The sequence below is a fragment of the Streptomyces sp. NPDC091282 genome (genome assembly GCF_044757385.1).
Taxonomy (GTDB): Bacteria; Actinomycetota; Actinomycetes; order Streptomycetales; family Streptomycetaceae; genus Streptomyces; species Streptomyces gramineus.
The window spans coordinates 111,048-127,141 of record NZ_JBIVUX010000006.1 but is presented as its reverse complement, the minus strand read 5'-3'; the positions used below and the strand labels follow the sequence as shown (position 1 = coordinate 127,141).

At 73.1% G+C, this 16,094-nt stretch carries 13 protein-coding genes; 2 read left to right on the top strand and 11 right to left on the bottom strand.

All coding sequences use genetic code 11. The features are described 5' to 3' along the window. Positions 1-144 precede the first annotated feature (144 nt). A complete protein-coding gene (locus tag ACIQOE_RS27705; RefSeq protein ID WP_351321327.1) occupies positions 145-900 on the top strand; it encodes an SIS domain-containing protein in 756 nt (251 codons plus the stop codon). Positions 901-923: 23 nt separating this feature from the next. On the opposite strand, the gene ACIQOE_RS27700 is transcribed toward ACIQOE_RS27705, so the two are convergent. From ACIQOE_RS27700 to pdxH, 3 genes are all read right to left on the bottom strand, one after another. Next, on the bottom strand, positions 924-2,345 hold the full coding sequence (locus tag ACIQOE_RS27700; protein ID WP_401414360.1) for a PAS domain-containing protein: 1,422 nt from the start codon (positions 2,343-2,345) through the stop codon (positions 924-926). A 128-nt stretch (positions 2,346-2,473) separates the two neighbouring features. Next, entirely contained in the window at positions 2,474-2,824 is a 351-nt protein-coding gene (locus tag ACIQOE_RS27695) for a GNAT family N-acetyltransferase (protein WP_351321521.1), read from the bottom strand. 841 nt (positions 2,825-3,665) lie between these two features. Continuing rightward, positions 3,666-4,349, bottom strand: a complete 684-nt coding sequence (gene pdxH / locus ACIQOE_RS27690) for a pyridoxamine 5'-phosphate oxidase (protein ID WP_351321331.1) — start codon at positions 4,347-4,349, stop codon at positions 3,666-3,668. A gap of 127 nt (positions 4,350-4,476) precedes the next feature. On the opposite strand from pdxH, the gene ACIQOE_RS27685 reads away from it, so the two are divergent. Beyond that, on the top strand, positions 4,477-5,577 hold the full coding sequence (locus ACIQOE_RS27685; protein WP_351321333.1) for a citrate synthase 2: 1,101 nt from the start codon (positions 4,477-4,479) through the stop codon (positions 5,575-5,577). A 57-nt stretch (positions 5,578-5,634) separates the two neighbouring features. On the opposite strand, the gene ACIQOE_RS27680 is transcribed toward ACIQOE_RS27685, so the two are convergent. From ACIQOE_RS27680 to ACIQOE_RS27645, 8 genes are all read right to left on the bottom strand, one after another. Further along, positions 5,635-6,237 (bottom strand): TetR/AcrR family transcriptional regulator, encoded by a 603-nt coding sequence (locus ACIQOE_RS27680; RefSeq protein WP_351321335.1) that lies wholly within the window; start codon positions 6,235-6,237, stop codon positions 5,635-5,637. Next, on the bottom strand, positions 6,225-6,959 hold the full coding sequence (locus ACIQOE_RS27675) for an enoyl-CoA hydratase family protein (RefSeq protein WP_351321337.1): 735 nt from the start codon (positions 6,957-6,959) through the stop codon (positions 6,225-6,227). The genes ACIQOE_RS27680 and ACIQOE_RS27675 overlap by 13 nt, the downstream gene beginning before the upstream one ends. After that, positions 6,956-8,611, bottom strand: coding sequence for a 4-coumarate--CoA ligase family protein (locus ACIQOE_RS27670; protein ID WP_401414358.1), 1,656 nt, complete (start codon positions 8,609-8,611; stop codon positions 6,956-6,958). The genes ACIQOE_RS27675 and ACIQOE_RS27670 overlap by 4 nt, the downstream gene beginning before the upstream one ends. A gap of 17 nt (positions 8,612-8,628) precedes the next feature. Continuing rightward, complete coding sequence (locus ACIQOE_RS27665) at positions 8,629-9,795, bottom strand: acyl-CoA dehydrogenase family protein (RefSeq protein ID WP_401414356.1); 1,167 nt, start codon at positions 9,793-9,795, stop codon at positions 8,629-8,631. Positions 9,796-9,877: 82 nt separating this feature from the next. Beyond that, positions 9,878-11,722, bottom strand: coding sequence for an acetyl/propionyl/methylcrotonyl-CoA carboxylase subunit alpha (locus ACIQOE_RS27660; protein WP_401414354.1), 1,845 nt, complete (start codon positions 11,720-11,722; stop codon positions 9,878-9,880). Between the two features lie 7 nt (positions 11,723-11,729). Then, the gene (locus tag ACIQOE_RS27655) at positions 11,730-13,328 is read right to left on the bottom strand and encodes an acyl-CoA carboxylase subunit beta (RefSeq protein ID WP_401414352.1); all 1,599 of its coding nucleotides are present in this window, start codon (positions 13,326-13,328) and stop codon (positions 11,730-11,732) included. After that, positions 13,325-15,010 (bottom strand): acyclic terpene utilization AtuA family protein, encoded by a 1,686-nt coding sequence (locus ACIQOE_RS27650; RefSeq protein WP_401414350.1) that lies wholly within the window; start codon positions 15,008-15,010, stop codon positions 13,325-13,327. The genes ACIQOE_RS27655 and ACIQOE_RS27650 overlap by 4 nt, the downstream gene beginning before the upstream one ends. After that, complete coding sequence (locus ACIQOE_RS27645; RefSeq protein WP_365575045.1) at positions 15,007-15,801, bottom strand: TIGR03084 family metal-binding protein; 795 nt, start codon at positions 15,799-15,801, stop codon at positions 15,007-15,009. The genes ACIQOE_RS27650 and ACIQOE_RS27645 overlap by 4 nt, the downstream gene beginning before the upstream one ends. Positions 15,802-16,094 lie beyond the last annotated feature (293 nt).

Genomic DNA, 16,094 nt, shown 5'->3' with positions numbered 1-16,094 from the left:
TGACAAGCGGGGGACGCGGGGAAAACAGGGGCCGGGCACACCGGCCCCGCGCCGCCGCTCCCCGGCCGTATTGACACCGAGATGGTCCAGACCGGAGGGTGATCCGCGACACACACCACTCGGCGTCGAGCAAAGGGGCACCGCATGAGCGACGGCACACCCGCCGACCTGTTCTTCGACGCCGCGATCGGCCTCCTGCAACGCGTCCGCGACGAGGAGGCCGAGACCATCACCGCCGCCGGCGTCCTCCTCGCCGACACCGTCGCCGCCGGCGGCCGGCTGTTCGCCTTCGGCGCCGGGCACTCCTCGCTCGCCGCCCAGGACCTCGTCTACCGCGCGGGCGGCCTCGCCCTCATGAACCTGCTGGCCGCGCCCGGCCTCGTCGGCGTCGACGTGATGCCCGCGACCCTCGGCTCCCGCCTGGAACGCGTCGACGGACTCGCCACCGCCGTCCTCGACACCTCCCCGCTGCGCGCCGGCGACGCCCTCGTGATCGTCTCCCTGTCCGGCCGCAACGCCCTGCCCGTCGAGATGGCCGTCAGCGCCCGCACCCGCGGCGCCAAGGTCATCGGCGTGACCTCCGTGGCCTACGCCGCCGAGACCGCCTCCCGGCACTCCTCCGGCACCTACCTCAAGGACCACTGCGACGTCGTCCTCGACTCCAAGATCGCCATCGGGGACGCCGAACTCACCCTCGACACCATCCCCGCCCCCTTCGCCCCGGCCTCCACGGTCGTCACCAGCGCCCTGCTCCAGGCGGTCCTGGCCACCACCGCGGCCACCCTCGCCGACCGCGGCATCGAACCCCCGCTGCTGCGCTCGGGCAACGTCGACGGCGGCCACGAATGGAACGCCCGGGTCTTCGAGGAGTACGGCGACCGGATCTTCTACCAGCACTGAGCCGGCCCGGCGCCGGGACACCGCTACTGCTGCCGCTCCCGCACCAGCTGGGCCAGGTCCAGCGCCGTCGCGATCCGCACCGCCACGTCCTCCGCGTACGTGGCGTCCACGCGCTCGAAGCGGCTGCGCCCCGGCCCGCGCAGGAACGTCAGCACGCCCAGCGTCCGCCCCCGGCTGCGCAGCACCGCGCACAGCGCGTGCACCGCGTCCCCCGGCCACTGCCGCTCCAGCGCCCACTCCCGCGCGCTGTCCGCCGGCACGTTCCCGGCGTCCGCCCGCACGCTCCCGGCACGCGCCACGCACTGCAGCGCCGGATGACCGTCGTCGTAGCGCACCGGCAGCCCGGCCGCGCCCGTCAGCAGGCTCGGACCCGGCGCCCCGGACGGCGTGGCCGCGATCCGCACCAGCCGTACTGGACCCACCTCCCCGTCCGCCCGCGAACCGCCCACCACCCGGTCGACCACCGCGTGATCGGCGAACCCGGCCAGCGCGAAGTCCAGATGGAGGGTGGCCGCCTCCACCGGGTCCTCGCACTCGGAGGCCGCGCGGCCCGCACGGTGCAGCTGGTTCGCGCGGAAGCGCAGCATCGCCGCCTCCTGCTCGGCCTGCTTGGCCTCCGTGACGTCCTGGAACAGCCAGCCGACCCCGAGCGGCACCGGCTCCTCCGCGAGCGGCGACGCCAGCCGCAGGAACCCGGACCGCCAGCAGCGCCGCTGCTCGCCCTCCGCCGTCCGCACGCTCACCCACATCTCGGCCGGCGCGGGCGGCGCGCCCTCGGCCAGCACGTGGGTCAGCGCGCCCTCCAGGTCCTCCACGCCCTGCGCCAGCAGCTCCCCGAGCGGGCGCCCCAGCGCCGAGGTGCGCCCGGTCCCGAGCGCCCGCGCGGCGAACGCGTTGACCACGGCCGGCCGCAGGTCCGCGTCGACCAGGACGACACCCCAGGCCGCGTCCTCGAACAGCGCCTCGCTCAGCGCGATGGACCGCTCCAGGTCGATCTGCGTGTGCACCTCGCTGAACGCGCAGTACACGCCCGCGGGCTTGCCGTCCGGGCCGCGCACGGCCGCGGACTGGGTCCGCACCAGCACCCGGCGGCCGTCCTTGGTGAGCAGCGCGAACTCGTGCACCTGGCGTCCCGGGGCGTGCATGGCCGACAGCAGCCGCCCCTCGACCTCGTCGGCGTCCGCCTCGCGCACCGCCCAGCCGGCGAACCCGTGCCGGCCCACCGCCTCGGCGGCCGTCCACCCGAGGATCCGCTCGGCCTCGCGGTTCCAGTGGGTGACGAAGCCGTCCGCGTCGAACGCGCACAGGGCCGCGTCCATGCCGTCCAGGAGCGCCGCGAGCAGATCGGATCCGCCCGAGTCCTCCGGACCGTCCCGCTCCGGCTCGCGCTCAGGCTCGCCCGGCCCCAGCTCGTCGGTGGTCCCACTACGCCGGGAAGCACTCACCTGGACCCCCATCAGGCTGCGTCCGCACGCACGGCGCGTCGGTTCCTCGCTGCCCTTCATTCAACTCGAACGTGACGCAGCCCACACCGTGTTCCCGCAAGATTGAAGGAATCGTTGCGCGCGGGCGCTCACAGCCCGAGCCGAAGATCCACCCACTCATCGTCCCCTCCGTCGAGCACATACCGCTCCACCTCGACGAACCCGTGCCGTCCGGCGAACCGCAGCCCGTCCTCGTTGACCGCCAGCACACACGTCTCGACGGCCTCGGCGCCCCGCTCGCGCGCGTGCGCCAGCCCACGCTCGTACAACGCCTTGCCGAACCCCCGCCGCCGAAACCCCGGCAGCACGCGCGCGATCACCGTCACCGCGCCGTCGACCGCCGGCCGCACGGTGGAACACCCCACGAGCACGTCACCGAGATACGCGTTCTCCAGCAGATACCCCCGCTCCAGCCGCTCCCGCGCCTCACCGGCCGACATCGCGGCGGGCGGCACGACGACGTTGTGCACATACCGCCACCCCTCCAGCCCACCCCCACCCGCACCGACACCGACGACCCTGAGCTGCTCGCCGTCCACGACTTCCTCCGTTCTCCCCGCCGTCCGCTCGGGCAGGGAACGCCAGCCAGATCTCCGTCACGGCCTCAACGCATATCCGTGCCCCTCTCGCCCGTCAGCACCCACTCCACCCAGGCGTTCGAGTAACGCGCCGGATTCGCACGACCGGGCGATTCCAGGACGATCAAGGCATCGGTCAGGGCCCGGAACCGTAGTTTCGCCTGGATACACGAGAAGGGAGGTCACTCGCTCCCCGGCCGTGAGGCCGTCGAGTGACCAGCCCCAGTCATCGCGATCGCAGGATCAGGGAGGTGCCCCCGATGCGATCGTGAGGTTCCCCGAACGGGTCCTGGTCGCGAAGGCCACCGGCCGCGGCTCGTACGCACGCACCACACCCGATCGGTACGGATTCCCGCGCCTACGGCGCTCTCGTACCAAGCAGCACTTCGGACTCGGCCTGAGCTCACTCCGCCGGCATCTCCAAAAAACAGTTGAGCCCTTCCGGACGGCTTCGTAGAGTTGCTGGTACTTCAGAGAGGAGGTGGTTCGGTAGATGTATGCATATCGGACGGAAGAGGTGGCTGCGGGCTGACGGCCCGCCCCCACACGATGTGCGGTGCCGGACCGGCGTGCACGAGATGTACGCAGCCGGCCAATCCAACGCAGTCACCCGACCCGCGAGCTCGCCGGTACGTCCGGCCGGCTTCTCCGTCTTTCGGCGGAGGGACCCGAGCTCGCGGGTCGTCTGCGTTCCCGGGGCCGGTCAGGGGCTGAGGCGTTCCACCTGCCAGGTGCCGTCGGGGGCGGCCACGTAGCGCAGGCGGTCGTGGAGGCGGTTGTGGCGGCCCTGCCAGAACTCGATGGTGCGGGGTTCGACCCGGAAGCCGCCCCAGTGCGGGGGGACCGGGACCTGTTCGCCCTCGGGGTAGCGGGCGTGCAGCTCGGCGTAGGCGGTGTCGAGTTCGGTGCGGGAGACGACCGAGGACTGGGCGCTGGCCCAGGCGCCGAGCTGGGAGCCGTGCGGGCGGGTGCGGAAGTAGGCGGTGGTCTCGTCGCGGCCGGTGCGGCGGGCGGTGCCGGTGACGATGACCTGGCGGGCCAGCGCGTGCCAGGGGAAGAGCAGGGAGACGTGCGGGTTCGCGGCGATGTCCCGGGCCTTGCGGGAGTCGTAGTTGGTGTAGAAGACGAAGCCCTTCGCGTCGTACTGCTTCATCAGGACCGTGCGTGAGCTGGGGCGGCCCTCCGCGTCGGCGGTGGAGACGACCATCGCGTTGGGTTCGTGGATCACGCCGTCGTCGGCCGCCCGCGCGGCCTGTTCGAACCAGTGGGTGAACTGGTCCATCGGATGGACGGGCAGGTCCTTCTCGTCGAGGCCCTCGGCCCGGTAGTGCTGGCGCATCGCAGCGGGGTCACGGTCGGTCACGCGGTCATCCTGCCGTATGGGCATACGGGTTCGGGCCATATGCTGCGCCAACCCCCTTGGTGGCACTGAGTGCCGCTGGGCTCCCCAATTCTGACACTCGGGGTTATGGTGCAGATGCCTCCGCCGTACACCTCTATCGAGGAGCCGCCCCATGTCCGACTTCGTACCCGGGCTCGAAGGAGTCGTCGCGTTCGAGACGGAGATCGCCGAACCGGACAAGGAGGGAGGCGCCCTGCGGTACCGGGGCGTCGACATCGAGGACCTGGTCGGGCACGTCTCGTTCGGGAACGTCTGGGGGCTGCTGGTCGACGGTGCCTTCAATCCCGGTCTGCCGGCCGCGGAGCCGTTCCCCATCCCGGTCCATTCGGGTGACATCCGGGTGGACGTGCAGTCCGCGCTCGCCATGCTCGCCCCCGTGTGGGGGCTCAAGCCGCTCCTCGACATCGACGCGGAGCAGGCCAGGGACGACCTGGCGCGGGCCGCGGTCATGGCGCTGTCGTACGTCGCCCAGTCCGCGCGCGGGCAGGGGCTGGCGATGGTGCCGCAGCGCGAGATCGACAAGGCGAACTCGGTGGTCGAGCGGTTCATGATCCGGTGGCGCGGGGAGCCGGACCCGCGGCACGTGGCGGCCGTGGACGCCTACTGGACGTCGGCCGCCGAGCACGGGATGAACGCGTCGACCTTCACCGCGCGGGTCATCGCCTCCACGGGCGCGGACGTCGCCGCCGCGCTGTCGGGCGCCGTGGGTGCCATGTCGGGGCCGCTGCACGGCGGTGCGCCGTCCCGGGTGCTCGGGATGATCGAGGAGATCGAGCGGACCGGGGACGCGACGGCGTACGTCAAGGGCGCGCTGGACCGGGGCGAGCGGCTGATGGGGTTCGGGCACCGGGTGTACCGGGCGGAGGACCCGCGGGCGCGGGTTCTGCGGCGGACGGCGCGGGAGCTGGGGGCGCCGCGGTTCGAGATCGCGGAGGCGCTGGAGAAGGCGGCGCTGGAGGAGCTCCACAACCGCCGGCCGGATCGTGTGCTCGCCACCAACGTGGAGTTCTGGGCGGCGATCATGCTGGACTTCGCCGAGGTGCCGGCGCACATGTTCACGTCGATGTTCACGTGCGCGCGCACGGCCGGGTGGTCGGCGCACATCCTGGAGCAGAAGCGGACGGGCCGGCTGGTGCGGCCGTCGGCGGAGTACGTGGGTCCGGGGTCCCGGAAGGTGGAGGACATCGAGGGGTTCGCGGACATCGCCCACTAGGGCCGCCTCGTCTGGCCGGCACCTCGTCAGGTCGGCCCTCGTCAGGCCGGCACCTCGTCAGGCCAGCACCTCGTCCAGCAGTGCCGCCCACTGCGTCACCACGCGTTCCCGCCTCGCCGCGTCGTCGGTCAGGAGGTTGGCGAGGCCGAGACCCCGGGCCATGTCCAGGAGTCCCTGGACGGTCTCCCGGGTGCCGGGCCGGGATTCGTCGGCGGCCAGGAGGTCCACGGCGATGCGGTGGGTCTCGCGGCCGACGCGGGCCTCCAGTTCGGTGACGCGGGGGCGGAGCTGGTCCTCGTCGGAGGCGGCGACCCACAGGTGGAGGGCGGCGCGGAAGAGGGGGCCGGTGAAGAGGTCGACGAGGGCCGAGACGACGGCCCTGCGGTCCGCCGCGGCCCCGTCGGGGAAGAGGGCCCGGATGGCGTTCGAGCGTTCCTCGGCGACGTACTCGACGGCGGCGGTGAAGAGGTCCTCGCGGGTGGGGAAGTGGTGCTGGGCGGCGCCCCGGGAGACGCCGGCGCGTTCGGCGACGACGGCGACCGTGGAGCCCGCCCAGCCGTGTTCGGCCAGGCAGGCCACGGCGGCTTCCAGGAGCCGTTGCCGGGTGGCCCGGCTGCGGTCCTGCTTCGGCGCCCGTTCCGCCGTACTCACACCACCCACGCCGCGTCCCGTCGTTCGAGGAAGGCTGTCATCCCCTCGCGGGCCTGGTCGGAGGAGAACAGCCGGGCCGAGAGCGCGGTGAGGGTGGCCGCGTCCCGGTCGAATGTCTCCAGCACCCTAGCCGTGAGCAGCCGTTTCGTCTCGGCCAGGGCCTCGGGTGCGGAGCGCCGCAGTCCGTCGAGGACGGGTTCGAGGGCGGTGTCGACGTCGTCGGCGGCGGCGGTGAGCAGGCCGAGGCGTACGGCTTCGGCCGGGTCGAAGCGTTCGCCGGTGAGGTAGTAGCGGGCGAGGGTGCGGGGGTCGGCGCGCGGGAGGAGCGGCAGGGAGATCACCGCGGGGGCGACGCCGATGCGGACCTCCGTGAAGGCGAAGGTGGAGTCGGTGGAGGCGGCGGCGATGTCGCAGGCGGCGAGGAGGCCGAGGCCGCCCGCGCGGACGTGTCCCGTGACGCGGGCGACGACCGGTTTGGGCAGCTCGACGATCCGGCGCAGGAGCTGGACGAGGGCGTCGGGGTGGGGCGGGTCGCGCAGGTCGGCGCCGGCGCAGAAGGTCGTCCCGGTGTGGGTGAGGACGACCGCGCGGACGTCGGGGTCCTTGGCGCAGTCGGCGAGGGCTTCGGTGAGTTCGGCGACGAGGGCGGCGGACAGGGCGTTGCGGGTGGGGACGGAGTCGAGGCTGAGGGTGGCGACGGCACGCGCGCGTGTCTGTCCGACGGACGTCATGGGCGCTCCTCGGGTTCCGCGGTCGGGGCGGTCGCGGTCGTGGCGGTCGCGGTCGTGGCGGTCGCGGTCGTGGCGGTCGCGGTCGTGGTGAGGCCGCGGAGTTCGCGGCGGAGTATCTTCCCGGACGCGGCGCGGGGCACCCCGGCGACGAAGGTGACCCTGCGGACGCGTTTGTAGGGTGCGACGCGTTCGGCGACGTAGAGCATGGTCTCGTTCTCGGTGAGCGCGGTGGCGGCGGGCTGGCGGACGACGAAGGCGTGCGGGACCTCGTTGCCGTCCTCGTTGTAGGTGCCGACGACGGCGGCGTCGGCGATGCCGGGGTGGGTGAGCAGGACGGCCTCCAGTTCGGCGGGGGCCACCTGGAAGCCCTTGTACTTGATGAGTTCCTTGACCCGGTCGACGACGAACAGCCAGCCGTCGGCGTCGGTGTGGCCGACGTCCCCGGTGTGCAGCCAGCCGTCGGTGTCGATCATCTCGGCGGTGGCGTCGGGGCGGCCGAGGTAGCCCTTCATGACCTGGGGGCCGCGGATGAGGATCTCGCCGGGTTCGCCGGTGCCGAGGTCCTTGTGCGGGTCGTCGAGGGAGACGATCCGCATCTCGGTGCCGGCGATGAGGCGGCCGACGGTGCCGGGCGGTGCGTGGCGCATGGCGTCGAGCGGGACGACGTGGGTGCCGGGCGAGAGTTCCGTCATGCCGTAGGCCTGGGCGACGGGCGGCAGACCGAGGCGTGCGGAGCAGGCGGCGGCGAGGCGGGCGTCCAGGGGTGCGGCGGCGCTCATGACGTACCGCAGGGAGGACAGGTCGTACTGCTCGACCAGGGGGTGCTTGGCGAGGGCGAGGACGATCGGCGGGGCGACGTACAGGCCGGTGATGCGGTGGTTCTGGATGGCCGCGAGGAAGGTCTCCAGGTCGAAGCGGGGCAGGACGACGACGGTGGCGCCCATCCGCAGCGGCGCGTTCATGAGCGCGGTGAGGCCGTAGATGTGGAAGAGCGGGAGGACGGCGAGGATGCGTTCGCCGGGGCCGGTGGGGACGGCGGGTTCCAGCTGGGCGAGGTTGGTGGCGATCTGCCGGTGGGTGAGCATCACGCCCTTGGGGACGCCGGTGGTGCCGGAGGAGTACGGCAGTGCGGCGATGTCCTCGGCGGGGTCGATGGCGACGTGCGGCTCGGGTGCGGTGGAGGCGAGCATGTCGATCAGCGAGCGGTGGCCGGGCGCGCTGTCGCAGACGAAGATCTCGGCCACGCCGCCGGCGAGTTCGGCGGCCCGGCGGGCGGCCTCCAGGAGCGGTGAGACGGTGATGATCCAGCGGGCCGCGGAGTCCGTGAGCTGTTTGGCGAACTCCTCGGGGGTGGCGAGGGGGTGCACGGTGGTGACGGAGGCGCCCGCGCGCGTGGCCGCGTAGAAGGCCGTCGGGAAGGCGACCGTGTTCGGGCTGTGCAGGGCGAGCACGTCGCCCTTGCGGACGCCGGCGTCGGCGAGTCCGGCCGCGACCCTGCGGTGGAACCGGTCCAGTTGTTCGTAGCTGAGGGTGGTGCCGTCGGTGCCGTCGATCAGGGCGGGCGTGTCGCCGAACGCGGCGGCGCGGCCCAGTACGGCCTCGTGGATCGGGAGTTCTACGGGCGGAACGTCTGCGTACGCGCTGCGGAACACGGTTCCTCCAAGGCGGCCTAGTACGACTTGGGCAGGCCCAGGGTCTGGTGGGAGACGTAGTTGAGAATCATCTCCCTGCTCACCGGAGCAATACGAGCCACGCGCGCGGCCGTTATCAGCGAGGCGAGGCCGAATTCGCGGGTGAGTCCGTTGCCGCCGAGGGTGTGCACGGCCTGGTCGACCGCGCGCACGCAGGCCTCGGCGGCCGCGTACTTGGCCATGTTGGCGGCCTCGCCCGCGCCGATGTCGTCCCCGGCGTCGTAGAGGTGGGCCGCCTTCTGCATCATCAGGCGGGCGAGTTCGAGCTCGATGTGGGCCTGGGCGAGCGGGTGCGCGATGGCCTGGTGGGCGCCGATGGGGGTCTTCCAGACGGTCCGCTCGCGCGCGTAGGCGATCGCCTTGGCCAGGGCGTGGCGTCCCATGCCGATCGCGAAGGCGGCCGTCATGATCCGTTCCGGGTTCAGTCCGGCGAAGAGCTGAAGGAGACCGGCGTCCTCGTCGCCGACGAGTGCGTCGGCGGGCAGCCGTACGTCGTCCAGGACCAGTTCCCACTGCTTCTCGGCGGCGTTGAGTTCCATGTCGATGGGGTTCTTGTGGAAGCCGCCGGCGTCGGTCGGGACGATGAACAGGCAGGGCTTGAGGCTGCCGGTGCGGGCGTCCTCGGTGCGGCCGACGATCAGGACGGCGTCGGCCATGTCGACGCCGGAGATGAAGACCTTGCGGCCGGTGAGCAGCCAGTCGCCGGTGTCGGGGTCGCGGCGGGCGGTGGTGGTGATGCGGTGCGAGTTGGAGCCGGCGTCGGGTTCGGTGATGCCGAAGGCCATCAGGCGGGAGCCGTCGGAGAGTCCCGGGATCCAGGTGCGCTTCTGCTCCTCGGTGCCGAAGCGGGAGATCACGGTTCCGCAGATGGCGGGCGAGACCACGAGCATGAGGAGCGGGGAGCCGGCGGCGCCGAGTTCTTCGAGCACGATGGAGAGTTCGGCGATGCCGCCGCCTCCGCCGCCGTACTCCTCCGGGAGGTTGACGCCGAGGTAGCCGAGTTTTCCGGCTTCCTGCCAGAGTTCGGTGGGGTGGCGGCCCTCGGCGATGGTGCGGGTGATGTAGTCGCGGCCGTACTTCTTGCCGAGGGCGGCGACCGCTTCGCGGAGTGCCTTGTGCTCGTCGGTTTCGATTTGAGGGGTCACGGTGGCTCCTTCGAGTGCGGGTTGTCGGTGGCTGGTCGCGCTCACGCGGCGACAGCCGCAAATCGAATACGGCCCCGCGCCCCTACAGGGGCGCCTTTACCACTGCCAGTAGCGAGCCGGGCTCTACCTGTTGGCCGACCGCGACCCGCAGCTCGCTCAGCGTTCCCGTCACCGGCGCCGTGATCTGGTGCTGCATCTTCATGGCCTCCAGCCACATCAGCGGCTGGCCCGCCTCCACCGAGTCGCCCTCCGTCAGCCCCTCCGCGATCCGTACGACCGTTCCCGGCATCGGTGCCAGCAGGGAGCCCGGTGCCAGCTGGGCCTTCGGGTCGGGGAAGCGCGGGAGCGCGGTGAGGGCGGTGGCGTTGACGTGGACCCGGTCGCCGTACCGGGACACCGCGAACTTGCGGTGCACGCCGTCGATGTCGAGCACGACCAGGTGCGCGTCCGCGTGCACGACGCGTACGCCGTCCGCCGCGAGGCCGTCGCGGGTGTGCCGGTAGTGGACCTCGTGCTCCTCGTCCGCCATCAGGTACCGCTTGGTCTGCGGCTGGGAGGAGAGGTTGCGCCAGCCGCCGAACCGGGAGCGGCCGTGGGCGTCGGCGAGGGCGGCGGCGAGCGGGGCGTGCGGGTCGGGGGCGGGGGCGGTGAGGCCGGCGAGGTGGCGGTCGTAGAAGCCGGTGTCCATGCGGGCGGTGGTGAACTCCTCGTGGCGCAGGGAGCGGACGAGGAGGTCGCGGTTGGTGGTGGGGCCGTGCAGGGTGGCCTGTTCCAGCGCGTGGGCCAGTCTGCGCAGGGCCTCCGCGCGCGTGGGGGCGTGCGCGACGGCTTTGGCGAGCATCGCGTCGTAGTGGACGCCGATCTCGTCGCCGTCGCCGTAGCCGGTGTCCAGGCGGACGCCGCCGGGGACGGCGAGGCGGTGCAGGGTGCCGGTCTGCGGGGCCCAGTCGCGGGCCGGGTCCTCGGCGTAGAGGCGGGCCTCGACCGCGTGGCCGCGGGCGGGCGGTGCCTCGGCGGCCAGGGCGTGGCCCTCGGCGACGCGGATCTGTTCGGCGACCAGGTCGATGCCGAAGACGGCCTCGGTGACCGGGTGTTCCACCTGGAGGCGGGTGTTCATCTCCAGGAAGTGCGTCTCGGTGCCGTCGACGAGGAACTCCACGGTGCCGGCGCCCGTGTAGGAGACGGCGCGGGCGGCGCGCACGGCCAGCGCGTACAGCTTCTCGGTGAGCCCGTCGGGGAGACCGGGCGCCGGTGCCTCCTCGATCACCTTCTGGTGCCTGCGCTGGAGTGAGCAGTCGCGGGTGCCCAGCGGCCACACGGTGCCGTGCGTGTCGGCGAGGATCTGCACCTCGACGTGGCGGCCGCGTTCGATGTAGGGCTCGACGAAGACCTCGCCGTCGCCGAAGGCGCTCGCGGCCTCGGCGCGCGCGCCCTCCAGCGCGGCGTCCAGTTCGTCCAGGCGGCGCACGACGCGCATCCCGCGCCCGCCGCCGCCCGCGGCCGCCTTCACCAGCACGGGCAGGTCCGCCTCGGTGACCTCGCCGAGCGGCGCGATCCCCATCAGCTCCTTGGCGCGCGTCTTGGACGCCATCGCCTCGATCGCCTCCGGCGGCGGGCCGATCCAGACCAGGCCGGCGTCGAGGACGGCGCGGGCGAAGTCGGCGTTCTCGGAGAGGAAGCCGTAGCCGGGGTGCACGGCGTCGGCGCCGGCGCTGACGGCGGCCTTGACCACCAGGTCGCCGCGCAGGTAGGTGTCCGCGGGCGTGGCGCCCGGCAGCCGTACCGCGCTGTCGGCCACGCGCGCGTGCAGCGCGTTCTCGTCGGCGTCCGAGTGCACGGCGACGGTCCTGATGCCGAGTTCGGCGCAGGTCCGGAAGATCCGGCAGGCGATCTCGCCCCGGTTGGCGACCAGCAGAGTCGAAATCATTGATGCCTCACATCCGGAAGACGCCGAAGCCGCCCCGCGCGCCCTCGAAGGGGGCGGTGTGGATGGCGGACAGGCACAGGCCGAGGACGGTACGGGTGTCGCGCGGGTCGATGACGCCGTCGTCGTACAGCCGCCCGGACAGGAACATCGGCAGCGACTCGGACTCGATCTGCTGCTCGACCATGGCGCGCAGCGCGGCGTCGGCGTCGTCGTCGTAGGGCTGTCCCTTCGCGGCGGCCGACTGGCGGGCGACGATCGAGAGCACGCCGGCGAGCTGCTGCGGGCCCATGACGGCGGACTTGGCGCTGGGCCAGGCGAACAGGAAGCGGGGGTCGTAGGCGCGGCCGCACATGCCGTAGTGGCCGGCGCCGTAGGAGGCGCCCATGAGGACGGAGAGGTGCGGGACGCGGCTGTTGCTGACCGCGTTGATCATCATGGCGCCGTGTTTGATGATCCCGCCCTGCTCGTACTCCTGGCCGACCATGTAGCCGGTGGTGTTGTGCAGGAACAGGAGCGGGATGTCCCGCTGGTTGGCGAGCTGGATGAACTGGGCGGCCTTCTGGGACTCCGCGGAGAACAGGACGCCCTGGGCGTTGGCGAGGATGCCGACGGGATAGCCGTGCAGGGTGGCCCAGCCCGTCGTCAGACTGGTCCCGTACAGCGGCTTGAACTCGTCGAAGTCGGAGGCGTCGACGAGCCGTGCGATCACCTCGCGCGGGTCGAAGGGCGTCTTGAGGTCGCCGGGGACGATGCCGAGGAGGTCGTCGGCGGCGTACTTCGGCGGCTCGGCCGGGCCCGGGTCGCGGTGCGCCTTGCGGTGGTTGAGGCGGGCGACCACGCGGCGGGCCTGGCGCAGCGCGTCCGGTTCGTCGACGGCGAAGTGGTCGGCGAGGCCCGACACGCGCGCGTGCATCTCGGCGCCGCCGAGGGACTCGTCGTCGCTCTCCTCGCCGGTGGCCATCTTCACCAGGGGCGGTCCGCCGAGGAAGACCTTGGCGCGCTCCTTCACCATGATCACGTGGTCGGACATGCCGGGGACGTAGGCGCCGCCCGCGGTGGAGTTGCCGAAGACGACGGCGACGGTGGGGATGCCGGCGGCCGACAGCCGGGTGAGGTCGCGGAAGACGGCGCCGCCCGGGATGAAGATCTCCTTCTGCGAGGGCAGGTCGGCGCCGCCGGACTCGACCAGGCTGATGCAGGGCAGCCGGTTGGCGAGGGCGATGTCGTTGGCGCGCAGGGCCTTCTTCAGCGACCAGGGGTTGCTGGCGCCGCCGCGCACGGTCGGGTCGTTGGCGGTGATCAGGCACTCCACGCCCTCGACGACGCCGATCCCGGTGACCAGCGAGGCGCCGACGGCGTAGTCGCTGCCCCAGGCGGCCAGCGGCGACAGCTCCAGGAAGGGGGTGTCGGGGTCCAGGAGGAGTTCGATGCGCTCGCGGGCGAGGAGTTTGCCGCGCCCGCGGTGGCGCGCGACGTACTTCTCGCCGCCGCCCGCGAGGGCCTTGGCGTGCTCGGCCTCCAGGTCGGCGAGCTTGGCGAGCATGGTGTCGCGGTTCGCCCGGTGGTCGGGGCGGTGGGTGTCGAGGGTGGTCTCGATGACCGTCACAGCAGGGCCTCCGGGATGTCCAGGTGGCGGGAGCGGAGCCATTCGCCGAGGGCCTTGGCCTGGGGGTCGAAACGGTGCTGGGCGGCCACGCCCTGGCCGAGGATGCCCTCGACGGTGAAGTTGACGGCCCGCAGGCCGGGCAGCAGGTGGCGGGTGACGGTCAGCTCGCGGCTCTCGGGTACGAGCTGCCGGAAGGCGTCGGCGGTCAGGGTGTGCGCGAGCCAGCGCCAGGCCTCGTCGGAGCGGACCCAGACGCCGACGTTGGCGTTGCCGCCCTTGTCGCCGCTGCGGGCTCCGGCGACGAGGCCGAGGGGCGCCCGCCGGGTCGGTCCGGCCGGCGGCGGCTCGGGCAGCGGCGGCTCGGGCGGCTCCTGGAGTACGCGGGTGTCCCGGGCCGGCGGCACGGGGATCCGCCGGCCGTCGTCCAGGACGGCCGCGTGGGGTACGTCGCCCTGGGGGACGTACACGTCCTCGAAGACCCCGTAGGGCGCGCCCTTTCCGGGCGGGGCGAGCACGTGGAAGCCGGGGTAGCTGGCGAGCGCCAGTTCCACGGCGGCTCCGCTCAGGGCCCGGCCGACGGCCTGCTGGTCCGGGTCGCGGACGACGAGCCGCAGCAGGGCACTGGCGGTCTCCTCGGTGTCCGCGTCGGCCCGGTCGGTGCGCACCAGGTCCCACCGCACCTCCCGCGGGGGCGACTTGGCGAGGGCGTCGGCCATCTGCGCCTTGACCAGTTCCGCCTTGGCCTCGATGTCGAGGCCGGTGAGGACGAAGACGACCTCGTTGCGGAAGCCGCCCAGCCGGTTGCGGCCGACCTTGAGGGCCGGAGGCGGTGCCTCGCCCCGGACGCCCTCGATCCGCACCCGGTCCCGGCCGTCCTGGCGCAGCCGTACGGTGTCGAGGCGGGCGGTGACGTCGGGGCCCGCGTACCGGGCGCCGCCGGTCTCGTACAGGAGCTGCGCGGTCACCGTGCCGACGTCGACGAAGCCGCCGGTGCCGGGGTGCTTGGTGATGACGCAGCTGCCGTCCTCGTGGAGTTCGGCGAGCGGGAAGCCGGGCCGCCGCAGGTCCCGGCCGGGTCCCGCGTCGGTGAAGAAGGCGTAGTTGCCGCCGGTGGCCTGGGTTCCGCACTCCAGGACGTGGCCGGCGACGACGGCGCCCGCGAGCCGGTCGTAGGCGTCGGGTTCCCAGCCGAAGTGGGCGGCGGCGGGTCCGGTGACGAGGGCGGCGTCGGTGACCCGGCCGGTGACCACGACGTCGGCGCCGGCCCGCAGGCACGCGGCGATCCCGAAGCCGCCGAGGTAGGCGTGGGCGGCGAGGCTGCCGGGGTGGGCGGCGGTGAGGTCGTCGCCCTCCACGTGGGCGACGCGCACGGGGATGCCGAGCCGGTCGGCCAGGCGCCGTACCGCGTCGGCGAGTCCGGCGGGGTTGAGGCCGCCGGCGTTGGTGACGATCCGTACGCCGCGCTCGTGGGCGAGGCCCAGGCACTCCTCCAGCTGGCGCAGGAAGGTGCGGGCGTACCCGGCGCCGGGGTCCTTGAGGCGGTCGCGGCCCAGGATGAGCATGGTCAGTTCGGCGAGGTAGTCGCCGGTGAGGACGTCGAGTTCGCCGCCGGTGAGCATCTCGCGCAGCGCGTCGAAGCGGTCGCCGTAGAAGCCGGAGGCGTTGCCTATGCGCAGGGTCACGCGGTGCCGCCCTTCGGGGTGCGCCCGGGGCCGGGCGGGCCCGCGAAGGCCTGGGCGATGTCGAGCCAGCGGTCGGCGTCGGCGCCCGTGGCGGTGACGGCGAGGTCGGCGCGGTGGGCGCGCTGGGTGACGAGCAGGCAGAAGTCGAGTGCGGGGCCGGTGACGCGCTGCGGCGCGTCCTCGGGACCGTGCGCCCACAGCTGGCCGTCGGGGCCGGTGATCTCCACCCGGAACTCCTCGGCGGGCGGGGTGAGTCCGTGCACCAGGTAGGCGAAGTTCCGGGCCCGTACGCCGATGCGGACCACGTGGGCGAGGCGGGCGGTGGGGGCGCGGACCACGCCGAGGGCGTCGGCGATGTCCTGGCCGTGGGCCCAGGTCTCCATGAGACGGCCGGTGGCCATGGAGGCGGCGGACATGGGCGGCCCGAACCAGGGGAAGCGGGTGCCGGGCGGGGCGGCGCGCAGGGCCCGGTCCAGTGCGGCGCGGCCCTCGCGCCAGCGGGACAGCAGGTCGGCGGGCGGGAGCCGGGCGCCGTCCTCGGCACCGTCGTCGACGAAGGTGTCGGGGGCGGCGAGTGCCTTCTCGGCCTCCGCGCGGAAGCCGTCCTCGTCCGTCACGGCGAGCAGGGCCGCGCGGTCGGTCCAGTGCAGGTGGGCGATCTGGTGGGCGACGGTCCAGCGGGGCGCGGGGGTGGCGAGGGTCCACCGCTCGGTTCCCGACTCGGCCACCAGCCGGTCGAGTTCCGTGCTCTCCTCACGCAGGTCGTCGATGACGGGCGTCGGCTCGGACATGGGGAGGAGCATGGCAGCGGCCCGAGAAACAATCAAGCACGCTTGCATGAATTTGCCGTCCGGGCCGGTGGCGGTGCTCGCCCTGGGGCATTCCTGGCCGTTCCTGGGGGATTCCTTGGGACGCCCGGTCGGGGCGGGGGTGTTCGGATGGCCTATGTTCGATGCGGACATCCGGCGACGAAGTGATGTGTGGGGCGTGCGGAGGACGGATCAATTCGCCGCGGGGGCGGAGGCGACGGTCGTCGCGGAGCCCGCCGCGACCGGTCACGGCCAGGCGGCCGGCGAGGGGGCCG

Coding starts and splice junctions, on each gene's coding strand:
- ACIQOE_RS27685 (WP_351321333.1), top strand. CDS start 4,477: ATGTCCGACTTCGTACCCGGGCTCGAAGGAGTCGTCGCGTTCGAGACG.
- pdxH (WP_351321331.1), bottom strand. CDS start 4,349: ATGCCCATACGGCAGGATGACCGCGTGACCGACCGTGACCCCGCTGCG.
- ACIQOE_RS27645 (WP_365575045.1), bottom strand. CDS start 15,801: ATGTCCGAGCCGACGCCCGTCATCGACGACCTGCGTGAGGAGAGCACG.
- ACIQOE_RS27705 (WP_351321327.1), top strand. CDS start 145: ATGAGCGACGGCACACCCGCCGACCTGTTCTTCGACGCCGCGATCGGC.
- ACIQOE_RS27660 (WP_401414354.1), bottom strand. CDS start 11,722: ATGATTTCGACTCTGCTGGTCGCCAACCGGGGCGAGATCGCCTGCCGG.
- ACIQOE_RS27695 (WP_351321521.1), bottom strand. CDS start 2,824: ATGTCGGCCGGTGAGGCGCGGGAGCGGCTGGAGCGGGGGTATCTGCTG.
- ACIQOE_RS27675 (WP_351321337.1), bottom strand. CDS start 6,959: ATGACGTCCGTCGGACAGACACGCGCGCGTGCCGTCGCCACCCTCAGC.